Below are 15,612 nucleotides of genomic sequence, written 5' to 3' on the forward strand. Positions count from 1 at the left end.
CTGCCCGCATGATCCCCGTCCTCGACCTGCGTGGCCGCACGCCCGGAGTGCGCGAGCTCCGCGCGACCCTCCCGCGAGCCGAGCTCGACGTCGAGGCGGCCGTCACGACGGTGCGCCCGATCTGTGACGACGTGGCCGCGCGCGGCGCCGACGCGGTCCTCGACGCCTCCGAGCGCTTCGACGGCGTGCGCCCGACCTCGCTGCGCGTCCCGGCCGACGTGCTCGCCGCGGCGCTCGACGACCTCGACCCGGAGGTGCGCTCCGCCCTCGAGGAGTCCGTCCGCCGCGCCCGCATCGTCCACGAGGAGCAGCGCCGCGTCACGACGACGACCACGGTCGCCGAGGGAGGCACCGTGACCGAGCGCTGGGTGCCGGTCGACCGGGTCGGTCTCTACGTCCCGGGCGGGGTGGCGGTCTACCCGAGCAGCGTCGTCATGAACGTCGTGCCCGCCCTCATCGCCGGCGTCGGGTCGATCGCCGTGGCCAGCCCGCCGCAGAAGGACTTCGGGGGCTGGCCGCACCCGACCATCCTCGCCGCGTGCGCGCTGCTCGGCGTCGAGGAGGTCTGGGCGATGGGCGGGGCGCAGGCGGTCGCGGCGTTCGCGCACGGCCTCGACGACCTCGACCCGGTCAACCTCGTGACCGGTCCGGGCAACGTCTACGTCGCCGCGGCCAAGCGCCTGCTCAAGGGCCTCATCGGCATCGACGCCGAGGCCGGTCCCACCGAGATCGCGATCCTCGCCGACGCCACCGCCGACCCCGAGCACGTCGCCGCCGACCTCATCAGCCAGGCCGAGCACGACCCCCTCGCCGCTGCCGTGCTCGTCACCGACAGTCCCGAGCTCGCGGAGGCCGTCGCCGCCGCGGTCGAGCGGCGGGTGGCGACGACCAAGCACTCCGAGCGCGTCACGACCGCTCTCACCGGCCGCCAGTCCGCCGTCGTCCTCGTCGACAGCGTCGACGTGGGCCTCGACGTCGTCAACGCCTACGCCGCAGAGCACCTGGAGATCCAGACCGCCGACGCGGGCGCCGTGGCCGCACGGGTCCGCAACGGGGGTGCGGTCTTCGTCGGCGCCTGGTCGCCGGTCAGCCTGGGCGACTACTGCGCCGGGTCCAACCACGTCCTGCCCACCGGCGGCTGCGCCTCGCACTCCAGCGGCCTGTCCGTGCAGAGCTTCCTGCGGGGCATCCACGTCGTCGAGTACTCCGAGGCGGCCCTGCGCGAGGTCGGCGCCCACGTCGTGACCCTGGCGCGCGCCGAGGACCTGCCTGCCCACGGCGAAGCGGTCATCGCGCGGCTCCCCGAGCTCGCATGAGCACCCGCTCGAGCCGGGTCCCCCGCTCCGCCTGGTCGATCCAGGAGCTCCTGCGCGAGGACCTCCGTGGTCGCACCCCGTACGGCGCACCCCAGCTCGACGTGCCCGTGGCGCTCAACACCAACGAGAACTCGTATGCCGTCCCGCCGGCGGTCGTCGACGACATCGTCGCCGCCGTCGCGGCCGTGGCCTCCGGTCTGAACCGCTACCCCGACCGGGAGTTCACGGACCTGCGAGGTGACCTCGCGGCATACCTCTCGCGCAGCGGGACCACGGTGGGACGGGAGCAGGTCTGGGCCGGCAACGGCTCCAACGAGGTGCTCCTGCACCTGCTGCAGGCGTTCGGCGGTCAGGGCCGGACGGCGCTGGGGTTCACCCCGGCCTACTCGATGCACCCGATCATCGCGGCGACGACCGGCACGACCTGGGTCGACGGGATGCGCGGCGTCCCCGGGGGCGGGGCGTTCGACCTGTCGGTCGAGTCCACCGTGGCGCAGGTCGAGCAGGCGGACCCGCACCTCGTCTTCCTCTGCTCGCCCAACAACCCGACCGGCACCGCGCTCCCGCTCGAGATCGTCGGTGCCGTCCTCGAGGCCGCGCCCCGGGCCGTGGTCGTCGTCGACGAGGCCTACGCGGAGTTCGCGCGGCCCGGCACGCCGAGCGCCCTCACCCTCCTCGACGGCCGGCCCCGGCTCGTGGTCACGCGCACGATGAGCAAGGCGTTCGCGTTCGCCGGCGGCCGCCTCGGCTACCTCGCCGCCGACCCTGAGCTCGTCGACGCGCTCCGCCTCGTCCGCATGCCCTACCACCTGTCGACACCGACCCAGGCGATCGCCCGTGCCGCCCTCGGCCACGCCGACACGATGCTCGGGACCGTCGACGTCGTGAAGGCGCAGCGCGACCGGATCGTCGACACCCTCGCCGGGCTCGGGCTGGACCCGGTGCCGAGCGACGCCAACTTCGTCCTCTTCGGGGGGCTGCGCGACAGCCACACGACGTGGCAGGCGCTGCTCGACGAGGGGGTTCTCGTCAGGGACGTGGGGATCGCCCACTATCTTCGAGTGACCGCCGGGACACCGGAGGAGGTGACGGCGTTCCTCGACGCCGTCGCCGCCCTGGGTCCTGACCACCTGGAAGGACAGTCGTGACCAGCAACCGCACCGCCACGGTGACGCGCACCACCTCGGAGAGCAGCGTCGAGCTGACCCTCGACCTCGACGGCACGGGGGTGGGCGAGGTGAGCACGGGTGTCCGGTTCTACGACCACATGCTCCTGTCGCTGGCCAAGCACTCCCTCATCGACCTCCGGGTCAAGGCCGTCGGTGACGTCGACGTCGACGCGCACCACACCGTGGAGGACGTCGCCATCGTCCTCGGCGACGCGCTGCGCGAGGCACTCGGCGACAAGAGCGGCATCGCCCGCTTCGGTGACGCCACGGTCCCGCTCGACGAGGCGCTGGTGCAGGCCGTCGTCGACGTGGCCGGCCGTCCCTACGTCGTCCACACCGGTGAGCCGGCGGGCCAGGAGTACGTCGTCATCGGCGGCAACTACGTCGGGTCGCTGACGCGGCACGTTCTCGAGTCGTTCGCCTTCCACGCGGGGATCGCCCTGCACGTGCGCGTCCTCTCCGGTCGCGACCCGCACCACATCGTCGAGGCCCAGTTCAAGGCCGTGGCCCGCGCGCTGCGCGCCGCGGTGGCCCGCGACCCCCGCGTGGTCGGGGTGCCCAGCGCCAAGGGTGCGCTCTGAGCCGTGGCCAGCACTGACCGGACCCCCCACCTCGGACACGGGCTCGTCCTCGTCCGCGGCAGCGCCGGGGCGTCGGCGCGCTGGGTCCGACGGGGGCTGGCGGCCGTCCGCGTCGTGCCCCTCGCCGGCTGGACGGGTGTCTGCCTCGCCGAGTCCCGGGCCTTCTCGGCCCCGCCCTACGACATCGGACTCGAGATCCTCGCGGCGCGCCGGGTGCCCACCCGCCGCCGCCCCGCCCTCGGGCTGTTCGTCATCGACGGGTGCGCCGTCGTCACCGTGCAGCCGCGCGGCTGGCGGCTCGACCAGCGGTGGCTCGTCTGGGAGCCCGGCACCGGGGTGCGGCGCACGCCCGACCTGCCCGCGCTCCCGGCCGGCCTCGTCGTCGACGTCGCGGGCGCCCGGTCGCGGACCTCGGCCGCCGAGGTCACCGAGCACTTCGGGGACACCCGGGGCGAGCCGGTCGACGTCCTCATCGGGCTGATGCGCCTGCTCGGGCTCCCCGGCGAGGAGCTCCTGCGCGACGGCGCCGACGAGTCGCACGAGCGGGTCGACCCCAGCCCCCGCTCCATCGCCGCCTTCGACGCCCTGGTCGCCGAGGAGGACGCTCACCGGTCGGAGCTGGAGCGATGACCGCCCGACGGGTCGTCGTCCTCGACCACGGCAGCGGGAACGTCCACAGTGCCGTCCGGGCTCTCGAGCGGGTCGGCGCGGCGGTCGAGCTCACCGCCGACCGCCAGCGGGCCCTGGACGCGCACGGCCTCTTCCTGCCCGGGGTGGGCAACTTCCACGCGTGCGTGCGCGGCATGCGGGCCGCCGAGGCGCCCCGGATCATCGACGTCCGGCTGGCCGGTGGCCGGCCGGTGATCGGCGTGTGCGTCGGCATGCAGGCCCTCTTCGAGTCCAGTACCGAGCCGACCGAGACGCCCGAGGAGGGTCTGGCCGAGTGGCCGGGCACCGTCGAGCGGCTCATCGCCCCCGTCGTCCCGCACATGGGGTGGTCCGAGGTCGACGTGCCGACGGGGTCGGCGCTCTTCGCCGGTGTCGAGACCGAGCGCTTCTACTTCGTGCACTCGTATGCCGTCCACGAGTGGACGCTGCCCGAGCCCCAGGGCGCCTTCGCCGTCGTGGCGCCCCGGGTCACCCACGCGACCCACGGCGAGCGCTTCGTCGCCGCCGTCGAGAACGGCCCCCTGTCCGCGACCCAGTTCCACCCGGAGAAGTCCGGCGACGCCGGGCTGCACCTGCTCGAGAACTGGGTCCGCTCGCTCTGACCCGCCCGACCACCGCCGACCACCGCCCGACCTGCTCGTCCGAACCCTGAAGGTGTCATGACCACCCCCCGTCTCCAGCTCCTGCCCGCCGTCGACGTCGCCGGCGGCCGCGCCGTCCAGCTCGTCCAGGGGGTCGCCGGCACCGGTGGTGAGTTCGGCGACCCGCTCGAGGCGGCGATGCGCTGGCAGGAGCAGGGCGCCGAGTGGCTCCACCTCGTCGACCTCGACGCCGCGTTCGGCCGCGGAGACAACGCCGAGCTGCTCGCCCGCATCGTCGGCGCCCTGGACATCGACGTCGAGATGAGCGGCGGCATCCGTGACGCGGAGACCCTCGACCGGGCGCTCGCCACCGGGTGCCGCCGGGTCAACCTCGGCACGGCCGCGCTCGAGAACCCCGAGTGGACCGCGTCGGCGATCGCCGACCACGGTGACCGGGTCGCCGTCGGCCTCGACGTGCGCGGCACGACCCTGGCCGCACGCGGCTGGACCCAGGAGGGCGGCGACCTCTGGGAGACGCTGGAGCGCCTCGACGGCGAGGGGTGCGCCCGCTACGTCGTCACCGACGTCAACAAGGACGGCATGCTCAAGGGCCCCAACGTCGAGCTCCTGCGCGACGTCTGTGCCCGCACCGACCGGCCGGTCATCGCGTCGGGTGGCGTGTCCACGCTGGCCGACCTCGAGGCGCTTCGGGGCATGGTCGGCGACGGTGTCGAGGGAGCGATCATCGGCTCAGCGCTCTACCGCGGCGCCTTCACGCTGCCCGAGGCGCTTGACGCCGCCGGCCGCCCGTGACGCGCGACCTCGTCTTCACCGGCTTCGACGGCGACGACGGCTCCCCGGAGGAGACGCTCACGACCGCCCTCGCCGGGGAGGACCCCACCGCGCTCATGGCGGCGCTCCCGGCCTCGCGGCTGCTCGTGCCGATCGTCGCGGAGCCGGTCGAGACGGCGACCGAGGGCGGGCTCACCGTCGACACGCAGACGGACCTGGCGGCGGTGACCCTCGTGGCGCCCGACGGTGAGCGGGCGCTCCCCGTCTTCAGCAGCCTCGCGGCGCTGGCCGCCTGGGACCCCGCCGCCCGGCCGGTGCCGGTCACGGCCGCCCGGGCCGCGCAGGCTGCCGTCAGCGAGCGCTGCGACGTCGTCGTGATCGACGTCGCCGGTCCCCGGACCCGCGTGCTCCGTCCGTCGATGGTGTGGGCGCTCGCCCAGGAACGCGAGTGGGTCGCCCCGCACCTCGACCCGTTCGTCGCCGCCGGCGTGTCACGGGCCGTGGCCGAGGAGGCCGACGTGCGCGCGCACCACGTGGAGGAGGGCGCCCCGTCCGGGCAGGGGGTCCTGGGCATCTGGCTCGAGCTCACCGAGGGCCTGGACGCACCCGCCGTGCAGGCGGTCGCGACCCGGGTGGGGGAGCGCCTCGCCACCGACGGTGAGCTGCGCGCCCGCATCGACGGCCTCGCCTTCCGCATCGTCTGACCCCCCAGACCCTCAGCGTCCGCAAGGGTGGTCGGGAAGGCGACCAGGGTTGCGGACGCAGCGGGCCGGCATACGGCGGCGTCCGCAAAGGTGGTCGGGAAGGCGACCAAGGTTGCGGACGCAGGCGGGGCGGCGGACGGCATACGGCAGCGTCCGCAAGGGTGGTCGGGAAGGCGACCAGGGTTGCGGACGCAAACGGGCGGTGCCGGCATACGGCAGCGTCCGCAAGGGTGGTCGGGAAGGCGACCAGGGTTGCGGACGCAGGCGGACGGGACGGATTTTGGGTGTGGTCCGCGCGGCTGGTAGTGTCGGCCCCTGACCGGCTGTGCGTGACACCTCTCGAGGTGGCGGGCACGGTGCGCAAGTGAAGCTCGCTTCCACCCGCGTCGACCTCCGGGTCGCCGGGTTTCTCCACCGGTCCGCGACATACGCGTATGCCGTGGGCTCCCGTGGACGGATGTGAGGCTTCTCGGGCGCTGCGCGAGGGGCCTCTCCTCATGTCCGGTCACGCACGACGCCTGTCCCAGACCTCAAGGAGTACGACATCAGCGAGCCTCGCATCAACGACCGCATCCGGGTTCCGGAAGTGCGGTTGGTCGGCCCCAACGGCGAGCAGGTCGGCATCGTCCGCGTCGAGGATGCCCTGCGCCTCGCCGCCGAGGCGGACCTCGACCTGGTCGAGGTGGCCCCCATGGCCAAGCCGCCGGTCGCCAAGCTCATGGACTTCGGCAAGTACAAGTACGAAGCCGCCATGAAGGCCCGAGAAGCGCGCAAGAACCAGGTCAACACGGTCATCAAGGAGATCAAGCTCCGACCCAAGATCGACCCGCACGACTACGCCACCAAGAAGGGCCACGTCGAGCGGTTCCTCAAGGGCGGCGACAAGGTCAAGGTGACGATCATGTTCCGCGGGCGCGAGCAGTCGCGTCCCGAGCTGGGCTTCCGCCTCCTCCAGCGCCTCGCCGAGGACGTCCTCGAGCTGGGCACGGTCGAGTCCGCGCCCAAGCAGGACGGCCGCAACATGATCATGGTGCTCGGTCCGACCCGCAAGAAGTCCGAGGCGCGCGCCGAGCAGCGTCGCAAGAGGGACGACGCCGCCGGTGAGCACGAGGCCTCGGGTGAGGTCGACACCGCAGGTGAGGTCGACGTCGCCGCCGAGCTCGACGCGCAGGTCGCGCAGGCCCAGCAGGCCGAGCAGGCTCCCCGGGCCGACGCGCCCACCCCCGCGGAGTAGTCGACCGCCCCCAGGTTTCCCGCACGACGAGACAGCACCACAGCAGCACCGACAGCGAAGGAGATCGGCAGCCATGCCGAAGAACAAGACCCACAGCGGCACCAAGAAGCGCTTCCGCGTCACCGGTTCCGGCAAGGTCATGCGCGAGCAGGCCGGTCACGTCCACAAGTTCCACGAGAAGACCCCGCAGAAGGCCCGCGCCCTCAGCAAGGACGTCCTCGTTTCCAAGGCCGACGTCAAGAAGGTCAAGAAGCTTCTCGGCATCTGAGCCGAGCCCCCCGAACGTCCAAGAACAGCAAGGAGTCTCACGTGGCACGCGTGAAGCGGGCAGTCAATGCCCATAAGAAGCGCCGGGTCGTCCTCGAGCGCGCCAGTGGTTACCGCGGTCAGCGGTCCCGTCTCTACCGCAAGGCCAAGGAGCAGGTCACTCACTCCCTCGGCTACGCCTACCGCGACCGTCGCGCCCGCAAGGGTGACTTCCGTCGTCTGTGGATCCAGCGCATCAACGCTGCGGCCCGCGCCAACGGCATGACCTACAACCGCCTCATCCAGGGCCTCAAGGTCGCCGAGATCGAGGTCGACCGCCGCATGCTCGCCGAGCTCGCCGTCAACGACGAGGCCGCCTTCGCCGCCCTCGTCGAGATCGCTCGCGCGAACGTCCCGGCCCAGCCGGTGACCGACAAGGTCTCCGCCTGAGCCATCCCGGGGCGCACCCCTGCGTCCTTCCTGAAGCGCCGGGAGAGCCGTGCTGACGAACGTCCGATCCGATCGGGTGAAGTCGGTGCGATCGCTCTCCCGGCGCTCTGCGCGTGAGCGGGCCGGCCGGTTCGTCGTCGACGGCCCGCAGGGCGTGCGCGAGGCGATCCGGTATGCCGCCCAGCGCGTCGACGACCTGTACGTCACCTCCGCGGCCCTCGAGCGGCACGACGCGATCGTGCAGGCCGCCCTCGAGGTCGGCATCCGGGTGCACGAGACCGACGACGCCGTGCTCGAGGCGATGTCCGACACCGAGTCGCCACAGGGGCTGCTCGCGGTCGTCGCGACGCGGACCGCCACCCTCGACGAGGTGCTCGCCGCCGACCCGCGGCTCGTCGTGCTGCTCAGCAACGTGCGTGACCCCGGCAACGCCGGCACGGTCATCCGCGGCGCCGACGCCTTCGGCGCCGACGCGGTGCTGCTCACCGAGGGGTCGGTCGACGTGTTCTCCCCCAAGGTGGTGCGCTCCACGGCGGGGTCGATCTTCCACCTGCCGGTCGTGACGGGTCTCGACGTCGACGCGACGCTGGACGCGTTGGCGCGACACGGCATCCGCCTGTTCGCCGCGGACGGGGCCGGCGACACCCTCCTGCCGGACGTCGACGTCGGCCTCCCGCACGCCTGGGTGATGGGCAACGAGGCCTGGGGGCTGCCCGAGCCGATCCGGGCCCGCTGCGACGACGTCGTTCGGGTCCCCACCCACGAGCGGGTCGAGTCCCTCAACCTCGCGATGGCCGCCACGATCTGCCTGGCGACCTCGGCAGGCGCGACGCGACGCCCCTGACGTGGTGGGATGGGCGCATGGCCGACACGCAGACGTTCGACGCCGACGCCCACACCTTCCCCGTGTCGGCGGCGTTCACGGCGGCGCATCTCCTGCCGGACGGCCTCATCACGGCCGGGCCGGACGGGATCGTCGCATCGGTGAACCGACGTGCCGAGCAGATCCTCGGGTCGGCCGCCAAGGAGATGGTCGGCCAGGACATCCGGGTCGCGCTGCCGCTCGAGACCCGCAACGGGGAGTCGTGGTGGACGCTCGCCGACCCCTGGCGCGGGCTGCGCATCCGCACCGGCCACCGCGAGAAGCTCCTCCAGCTGCCCGACGGCCGTGAGCTGCTCGTCACGGCGAGCTACCTGCGTGCCGTGAAGGCCGGGGCCCTCACCGCCGTCGTCCTCGGGCTTCGTGACGCGGAGGGCCGCCGCCGCACCGAGCAGGACCACGCCGCGCTCATCTCGACGATCGCGCACGAGCTGCGTTCGCCGCTCACCGGCATCAAAGGCTTCTCGTCGACGTTGCTGCGCCGGTGGGACCTCTTCACGGAGGAGCAGCGGCTGACCATGCTCGCCGCCGTCGACGCCGACGCCGACCGTCTCACCCGGCTCATCACCGACCTGCTCGACGTCTCGCGCATCGACGCGGGCCGGCTGCGCATCCACGAGGTCCCGCTCTCGGTGCGGGCCACCCTGCGGCGTCACGTGGAGCGCGCCGTCGCCTCGGACCGGGACGAGGACGACTTCACCGTCTCGGTGGACGACGACGCCGACGAGGTCTACGCCGACGCCGACCGCCTCGACCAGGTGCTGGCCAACCTCATGGACAACGCCGTGCGCCACGGCTCCGGCAAGGTGGACCTCAAGGCGACCCGCCACGTGGGACCGTCCGGGCCGGGCGTCCTCATCAGCGTCACCGACGACGGCGACGGCATCCCGCCCGAGCAGCGGCGAGCCGTCTTCAGCCGGTTCTGGCACGGCCCGAGCGGCACCGGCACCGGGCTCGGCCTCTACATCGTCAAGGGGATCGTCGAGGCCCACGGTGGGTGGGCCGAGATCGACGACGCCCCGGAGGGCGGCGCGGTCGTGCGGGTGTTCTTCCCGGCCGAGCCGGTCTGAGTCGACCCGGCCGGCCGGGCTGCAGCCGCGGAAAGGGCTTGGCAGGGCGCCGCGTGGAGCCGAGTTGGGCCGCCGGCCCGGGCGGACGTAGCCTGCCGAGGGCCCGGGCACCCCGGGTTCGTCAGAGAGGGGTTCCTGCGTGCCCGCGCTGTCCATCGCGCCCTACCGCGTCGTCCTGGCCAGCCCGGGCCTGAAGTCGGCGCTGCTGCTCGGCACGCTCGTGCGCATCCCCGTGTTCTCGGCAGGGGTCCTCCTCACCGTCCACGTCGTCACGACGCTCGGTGGCACGTATGCCGCCGCCGGGCTCCTCGCCGCCGTCGCCACCGTGGCGATCGCCGTCAGCGGCCCGTGGCGGGGGCGCCTCCTCGACCGGATCGGGCTGCGTCGCGTGGTCCTGCCCTCGACCCTCGTCGCGCTGGCCTGCTGGTCGGTGGCCCCGTTCGTCGGCTACCTCCCCCTCCTCGTGCTCGCCGGCGTCGCCGGTCTCTTCGTCGTGCCGACGTTCTCGATCATCCGGCAGGCCGTCATCGCGGCGGTGCCGTCGTCGGAGCGGCGCACCGCCATCTCGCTCGACGCGGTGGCGGTGGAACTGTCCTTCATCGTCGGGCCGGCGACGGCCATCTGGGCGGCCGCGCACTGGGACACGCGCTGGGTCCTCTTCGGGATCCAGATGCTCGGGGTCGTCGGCGGCGCCGCGCTCTGGGTGGCCAACCCGGTCCTGCGGTCGGAGGGTGAGGACGCGGCCGATGCCCGCCGGCCGGCGCTGTCGGACTGGTTCGGACTGCCGTTCGTCGCCGTCTGCCTGGCCGCGGCGAGCGCGACGTTCGTCCTGTCCGGCACCGACCTCGGGATCGTGGCGCGGATGCGCGAGCTCGGTGAGCCCACCGCCATCGGCCTCGTCTTGGCCCTCTGGGGTCTCGGCTCGCTCATCGGGGCCCTGGTCTACGGCGGGCTGAGCCGCTCGATCTCGACGTTCTGGCTGCTCGGGGCGCTCGCCCTGGTCACCCTCCCCATGGCCCTCGCGGGCGGCACCGTCTCGCTGGCGGCCCTCGGGTTCGTCGCGGGCCTGCTGTGCGCGCCGACCATCACGGCGAGCGTGGACCAGGCCAGCCGGATCGTCCCGGCCTCCGCCCGCGGGGAGGCGATGGGGTGGCACGGGTCGGCGCTCACCCTCGGGGGAGCGCTCGGGGCGCCGTTCGCCGGGCTCGCGATCGACGAGACCGGCCCGGGAGGCGGGTTCGTCGCGCCGGCACTCGTGGGCCTCGTCATCGCCGTCCTCGGCGCCGGTGCGGTGCAAACCCGTCGGCGGCGTCGGGCCCCCTCCCGCTAGGCTGGCGGGCATGCCGCCCGTCTCCGACCCCCGCACCCCGCGTGCCGTGCGCCGATTTACGGTGCCCCCGGGTGCGGTGACGCGGCAGGCCTGATCCACGCCGGATCGGACGCCCGACGTCCACGCTTCGCCCGGGGGCCCGTCACCTCGACCCATCCGACGCCCCAGCCCGCACGCGCGACGTGATCGCGCCCGCGACGAGAGTGCAGACCCATGTCAGGACCCAACACGAACTTCGACCCCGTCGAGGTCGCCGCGCTCGACCCGGAGACCATCGACGCCGCGGTGACCGACGCCCTGACGGCGATCGCCTCGGCGGCCACCCTCGACGACCTCAAGGCGCTGCGTTCGACGCACGCCGGTGACAGGTCGCCGCTGGCGCTGGCCAACCGCGAGATCGGGGCGCTGCCGCCCAGCGCCAAGGCCGAGGCCGGCAAGCGCGTCGGACAGGCGCGCGCCCGGGTCGCCCAGGCGTTCACGACCCGCCAGGGCGAGCTCGAGGCCGAGCGCGACGAGCGCATCCTCACCGAGGAGGCCGTCGACGTCACCCTCCCCACCGCCCGCCGGCCGCTCGGTCGCCGGCACCCGATCGAGCTGATGTCGCAGCGGATCGCCGACCTCTTCGTCGGCATGGGCTGGGAGATCGCCGAGGGGCCGGAGATCGAGGCCGAGTGGTTCAACTTCGACGCCCTCAACTTCGACGCCGACCACCCGGCGCGGCAGATGCAGGACACCTTCTACGTCGACCCCCCCGAGGACGGGCTGGTGCTGCGCACGCACACCTCGCCCGTGCAGGCCCGCACCCTCCTCGAGCGCGGCGTGCCGGTCTACGTCGCGGCGATCGGCCGGGTCTTCCGCACCGACGAGCTCGACGCGACCCACATGCCCGCGTTCCACCAGGTCGAGGGGCTCGCCGTCGACGAGGGCATCACCATGGCCCACCTCAAGGGCACCCTCGACCGGCTCGCGGCCGAGCTCTTCGGCGAGGGCGTCAAGACCCGCCTGCGGCCCTCGTTCTTCCCCTTCACCGAGCCCAGCGCCGAGGTCGACCTGCGCTGCTTCGTCTGCGGCGGCTCCGACCCGGACTGCCGGACCTGCAAGGGCACCGGGTGGATCGAGTGGGGTGGCTGCGGGATGGTCAACCGCAACGTGCTCACCGCGTGCGGCGTCGACCCCGACCGGTACACGGGGTTCGCGTTCGGGATGGGCATCGACCGGGCGCTGATGTTCCGGACGGGCGTCAGCGACATGCGGGACATGATCGAGGGAGACGTGCGCTTCGCCGCACAGTTCGGGATGGAGATCTGATGCGGGTTCCCATCGACTGGCTGCGCGAGTACGTCGCCGTGCCGCACGACGCCACGGGAGAGCAGATCGCCGCCGACCTCGTGCGCATCGGGCTGGAGGAGGAGGGGCTCCACACCGGCGGCGTCACCGGACCGCTCGTCGTGGGCCGGGTCCTCACCATGGAGCCCGAGCCGCAGAAGAACGGCAAGACGATCAACTGGTGCACCGTGGACGTCGGTGACGCCAACGGGACCGGCGAGCCGCAGGGCATCGTGTGCGGCGCCCACAACTTCGCCCCCGGTGACCTCGTCGCCGTCATCCTGCCCGGGGGCGTGCTCACGACCCCGCAGGGCCGGCTCGAGGTCGGTGCCCGCAAGACCTACGGACACGTCTCCGCCGGGATGATCTGCTCGGAGCGCGAGCTCGGGATCGGCGACGACCACGACGGGATCATGGTCCTCGGCCGCCGCTTCGCCGGACAGGACGACCTGCTCGCGGGACTGACGCCCGGCACCGACGCGATCCCGCTCCTGGGCCTGGACCGCGAGACGGTCGAGGTCAACGTCACGCCGGACCGCGGGTACTGCTTCTCCGTGCGCGGCGTCGCCCGTGAGTACTCCCACGCCACGGGTGCGGAGTTCACCGACCCCGCGCTGGCGCTCGACGCGGCGGCGCCCCCCGCGAACGAGGCGGGCTTCGCCGTCCGGCTCACGGACGACGACCCGGTGCGCGGCAGGCCGGGGTGCGACCGCTACGTCGCCCGCGTCGTGCGGGGCATCGACGTGGCCGCGCCGACCCCGGCCTGGCTGGCCGCCCGTCTCACCGAGGCCGGAATGCGTCCGATCTCGCTGCCCGTCGACGTCACCAACTACGTCATGCTCGGGCTCGGCCAGCCCCTCCACGCGTTCGACCTGACCACGCTCGAGGAGCCGGTCGTCGTCCGCCGCGCCCGGGCGGGGGAGCGCCTCACGACGCTCGACGGTGTCGACCGCGCCCTCGACACCGGGGACCTGCTCATCACCGACCACGGCGGTGAGCGCCCCGTCGCGATCGCCGGTGTCATGGGCGGCGCGCAGACCGAGGTGGGGAAGGGCACGCACGACGTCCTCGTCGAGGCCGCCCACTTCGAGCCGGTGTCGATCGCCCGGTCCGCCCGGCGCCACCGGCTGCCGTCGGAGGCCTCCCGGCGTTTCGAGCGGGGGGTCGACCCGGCCCTCGCGGCCGCGGCGGCGCAGCTGGCGGTCGACCTGCTCGTCGAGCACGGCGGCGGGGTCGCCGACGCCGGGGTCACCGACGTCGGGACGCCGGACGCGCCTGAGGCGGTGACCATGCCGGTCGACTTCCCCTCACGCATCGTCGGCGTCGAGTACTCCGCCGAGGAGGTCGTCTCGATCCTCCGGGCCATCGGCTGCACCGTGACGCGCGACGCGGACGAGCTCACGGTCGTCCCGCCCACGTGGCGCCCGGACCTCACCACGGCCGCGGACCTCGTCGAGGAGGTCGCCCGGATCCACGGCTACGACCGCATCCCGTCGGCGCTTCCGACGCCGCCCGGCGGAGCCGGGCTCACCCATGCCCAGCGGGTGCGCCGCATCGTCGCCGACGTGCTGGCCGGGCAGGGCCTCTTCGAGGTGTGGGGCGCCCCCTTCGTCAGCGCGGAACGCTACGCAGCCCTCGGGCTCGACGTCGACGCCGAGCTCGCCCGGTCGGTGCGCCTGGCCAACCCGCTGTCCGACGAGCAGCCCCTCATGCGGACCCGGCTGCTCGCGACGATGGTGGAGGCCCTGCGCCGCAACGTCGCCCGCGGGACGCGCGACGTCGGTCTCTTCGAGATCGGGCTGGTCGTCGACCGCCGGGGCGAGCAACGCCCGGCACCCACCGAGGACGTCGGGGTGCGCCCCTCCGAGGAGACCCTGGCCGAGATCCGGGCGGCCGTCCCCGCCCAGCCGCGACACCTCGCCTTCGTCCTCGCGGGCGAGCGCGACCGTGGCGGCTGGTGGGGTCCCGGTCGGGCCGCGGACGTCACCGACGTCGTCGACCTCGTCCGGGTGCTCGGCGTCGCCCTCGCGGTGCCCGTCACCACCGTCGCCGACGGCGTCGCGCCCTACCACCCCGGCCGGTGCGCCCGCGTCGAGCTCGCCGACGGCACGCTCGTCGGCCACGTGGGCGAGCTCCACCCGAAGGTCGTCGCCGCGCTGGGCCTTCCCGCGCGGTCGGTGGCCGGTGAGCTCGACCTCGACGTCCTCGTCACCGCGGCCGAGCCGACGGTGCAGGCGTCCACGCTCGTGACCTTCCCGATGGCCCAGAGCGACGTCGCGCTCGTGGTCGACGACGCGGTCCCCGTGGCCGACGTCGAGGCGGCGCTGCGCGAGGGGGCGGGGGAGACGCTCGAGACGGTCTCCCTCTTCGACGTCTACCGCGGCGACCAGCTGGAGCCGGGCCGGAAGTCGCTCGCCTTCCGGCTCACCTTCCGCGCCGCCGACCGCACCCTCACCACCGAGGAGGTGTCGGGCCTGCGCGACTCCGCGGTGGCCTCGGCGGCTCGACGCACCGCTGCGGTGCAGCGATGAGCCCGGTGGCGATCGTCACCGGGGCGTCCCGGGGCATCGGCGCGCACGTCGCCGATGCGCTCGAGCAGGGAGGGTATGCCGTCGAGCGCGGGTCGCGCTCCACGGCTCCCGTGACCGACCGTGGCGCCGTCGAGGCGTGGGTGGCCGAGGTCGTCGGGCGCCACGGTCACGTGGACCTGCTCGTCAACAACGCCGGAGTCATCGATGCCGAGGTGCCCCTGGCCGACAGCGACCCCGACCAGTGGTGGGAGACGGTCGAAGTGAACGTGCGCGGCCCCTACCTCATGACGCGGGCGGTGCTGCCGCACCTCACGCCGGGCACGGGTCGGATCGTCAACATCAACTCCGGGGCCGCCTACCGCAACGCCGGCGTCGCGACGGCATACAACGTCAGCAAGGGCGCCCTCGCCCGGCTCACGTCGCAGCTCGGGCTGGGGGAGGACCGCGCGGCCCTCGTCTTCGACCTCGCGCCCGGGGTCGTCCGCACCGACATGACCGAGTCGATGGTCATGCACCGGGGCCGCACGGAGTGGACCTCACCCGGGGAGGTGACCGAGCTGCTGCTCGCGATCGCCGCAGGTGACCTCGATGCCTGGAGCGGCCGGCTCGTGCGCGCCGGGCTGGACACGCCGTCCTCCCTGTCCGCCCGGGCGAGCGCGGGCCTCGGCGAGCTCGACCGCACCCTGGGGCTCATCCCGTGGGGGGACGACGACCCGCTGACCTGACCCTCCCG

General features: G+C 73.6%; 16 protein-coding genes. All 16 read left to right on the top strand.

Annotation, left to right across the window (positions count from 1 at the left end; translation table 11 throughout):
- Positions 1 to 8 precede the first annotated feature (8 nt).
- Positions 9 to 1,316: a histidinol dehydrogenase gene (hisD, locus tag N801_RS03045; protein ID WP_035932705.1), complete on the top strand. Its 1,308-nt coding sequence runs from the start codon at positions 9 to 11 to the stop codon at positions 1,314 to 1,316.
- Positions 1,313 to 2,464, top strand: coding sequence for a histidinol-phosphate transaminase (locus tag N801_RS03050; RefSeq protein WP_052112538.1), 1,152 nt, complete (start codon positions 1,313 to 1,315; stop codon positions 2,462 to 2,464). The genes hisD and N801_RS03050 overlap by 4 nt, the downstream gene beginning before the upstream one ends.
- Entirely contained in the window at positions 2,461 to 3,066 is a 606-nt protein-coding gene (hisB, locus tag N801_RS03055; RefSeq protein ID WP_035932707.1) for an imidazoleglycerol-phosphate dehydratase HisB, read from the top strand. The genes N801_RS03050 and hisB overlap by 4 nt, the downstream gene beginning before the upstream one ends.
- 3 nt (positions 3,067 to 3,069) lie before the next feature.
- On the top strand, positions 3,070 to 3,696 hold the full coding sequence (locus tag N801_RS03060) for a hypothetical protein (RefSeq protein ID WP_035932708.1): 627 nt from the start codon (positions 3,070 to 3,072) through the stop codon (positions 3,694 to 3,696).
- Complete coding sequence (gene hisH / locus N801_RS03065; RefSeq protein WP_035932710.1) at positions 3,693 to 4,337, top strand: imidazole glycerol phosphate synthase subunit HisH; 645 nt, start codon at positions 3,693 to 3,695, stop codon at positions 4,335 to 4,337. Before N801_RS03060 ends, hisH begins: the two co-directional genes overlap by 4 nt.
- A gap of 57 nt (positions 4,338 to 4,394) precedes the next feature.
- Positions 4,395 to 5,129: a bifunctional 1-(5-phosphoribosyl)-5-((5-phosphoribosylamino)methylideneamino)imidazole-4-carboxamide isomerase/phosphoribosylanthranilate isomerase PriA gene (gene priA, locus N801_RS03070; RefSeq protein ID WP_035932712.1), complete on the top strand. Its 735-nt coding sequence runs from the start codon at positions 4,395 to 4,397 to the stop codon at positions 5,127 to 5,129.
- Positions 5,126 to 5,812, top strand: a complete 687-nt coding sequence (locus N801_RS03075) for an SseB family protein (protein WP_035932714.1) — start codon at positions 5,126 to 5,128, stop codon at positions 5,810 to 5,812. Before priA ends, N801_RS03075 begins: the two co-directional genes overlap by 4 nt.
- Before the next feature lie 586 nt (positions 5,813 to 6,398).
- Entirely contained in the window at positions 6,399 to 7,046 is a 648-nt protein-coding gene (infC, locus tag N801_RS03080; protein ID WP_052112539.1) for a translation initiation factor IF-3, read from the top strand.
- Positions 7,047 to 7,119: 73 nt separating this feature from the next.
- Entirely contained in the window at positions 7,120 to 7,314 is a 195-nt protein-coding gene (rpmI, locus tag N801_RS03085) for a 50S ribosomal protein L35 (protein WP_009775194.1), read from the top strand.
- Between the two features lie 41 nt (positions 7,315 to 7,355).
- Positions 7,356 to 7,742 carry a 50S ribosomal protein L20 gene (gene rplT, locus N801_RS03090; protein ID WP_035932715.1) on the top strand — a complete coding sequence of 129 codons (387 nt, stop codon included), beginning with the start codon at positions 7,356 to 7,358 and terminating at the stop codon, positions 7,740 to 7,742.
- Between the two features lie 49 nt (positions 7,743 to 7,791).
- Positions 7,792 to 8,586, top strand: a complete 795-nt coding sequence (locus N801_RS03095; RefSeq protein WP_035932717.1) for a TrmH family RNA methyltransferase — start codon at positions 7,792 to 7,794, stop codon at positions 8,584 to 8,586.
- A gap of 17 nt (positions 8,587 to 8,603) precedes the next feature.
- Entirely contained in the window at positions 8,604 to 9,692 is a 1,089-nt protein-coding gene (locus tag N801_RS03100; RefSeq protein WP_052112540.1) for a PAS domain-containing sensor histidine kinase, read from the top strand.
- Positions 9,693 to 9,831: 139 nt separating this feature from the next.
- The gene (locus N801_RS03110; protein ID WP_156996433.1) at positions 9,832 to 11,022 is read left to right on the top strand and encodes an MFS transporter; all 1,191 of its coding nucleotides are present in this window, start codon (positions 9,832 to 9,834) and stop codon (positions 11,020 to 11,022) included.
- A gap of 213 nt (positions 11,023 to 11,235) precedes the next feature.
- Positions 11,236 to 12,330 carry a phenylalanine--tRNA ligase subunit alpha gene (gene pheS / locus N801_RS03115; protein WP_035932723.1) on the top strand — a complete coding sequence of 365 codons (1,095 nt, stop codon included), beginning with the start codon at positions 11,236 to 11,238 and terminating at the stop codon, positions 12,328 to 12,330.
- Complete coding sequence (pheT, locus tag N801_RS03120; RefSeq protein WP_035932725.1) at positions 12,330 to 14,879, top strand: phenylalanine--tRNA ligase subunit beta; 2,550 nt, start codon at positions 12,330 to 12,332, stop codon at positions 14,877 to 14,879. The genes pheS and pheT overlap by 1 nt, the downstream gene beginning before the upstream one ends.
- Positions 14,876 to 15,604, top strand: coding sequence for an SDR family oxidoreductase (locus tag N801_RS03125; protein ID WP_035932727.1), 729 nt, complete (start codon positions 14,876 to 14,878; stop codon positions 15,602 to 15,604). The genes pheT and N801_RS03125 overlap by 4 nt, the downstream gene beginning before the upstream one ends.
- The last annotated feature ends 8 nt before the right edge of the window (positions 15,605 to 15,612 follow it).

Source organism: Knoellia aerolata DSM 18566 (assembly GCF_000768695.1).
Lineage (GTDB): Bacteria > Actinomycetota > Actinomycetes > Actinomycetales > Dermatophilaceae > Knoellia > Knoellia aerolata.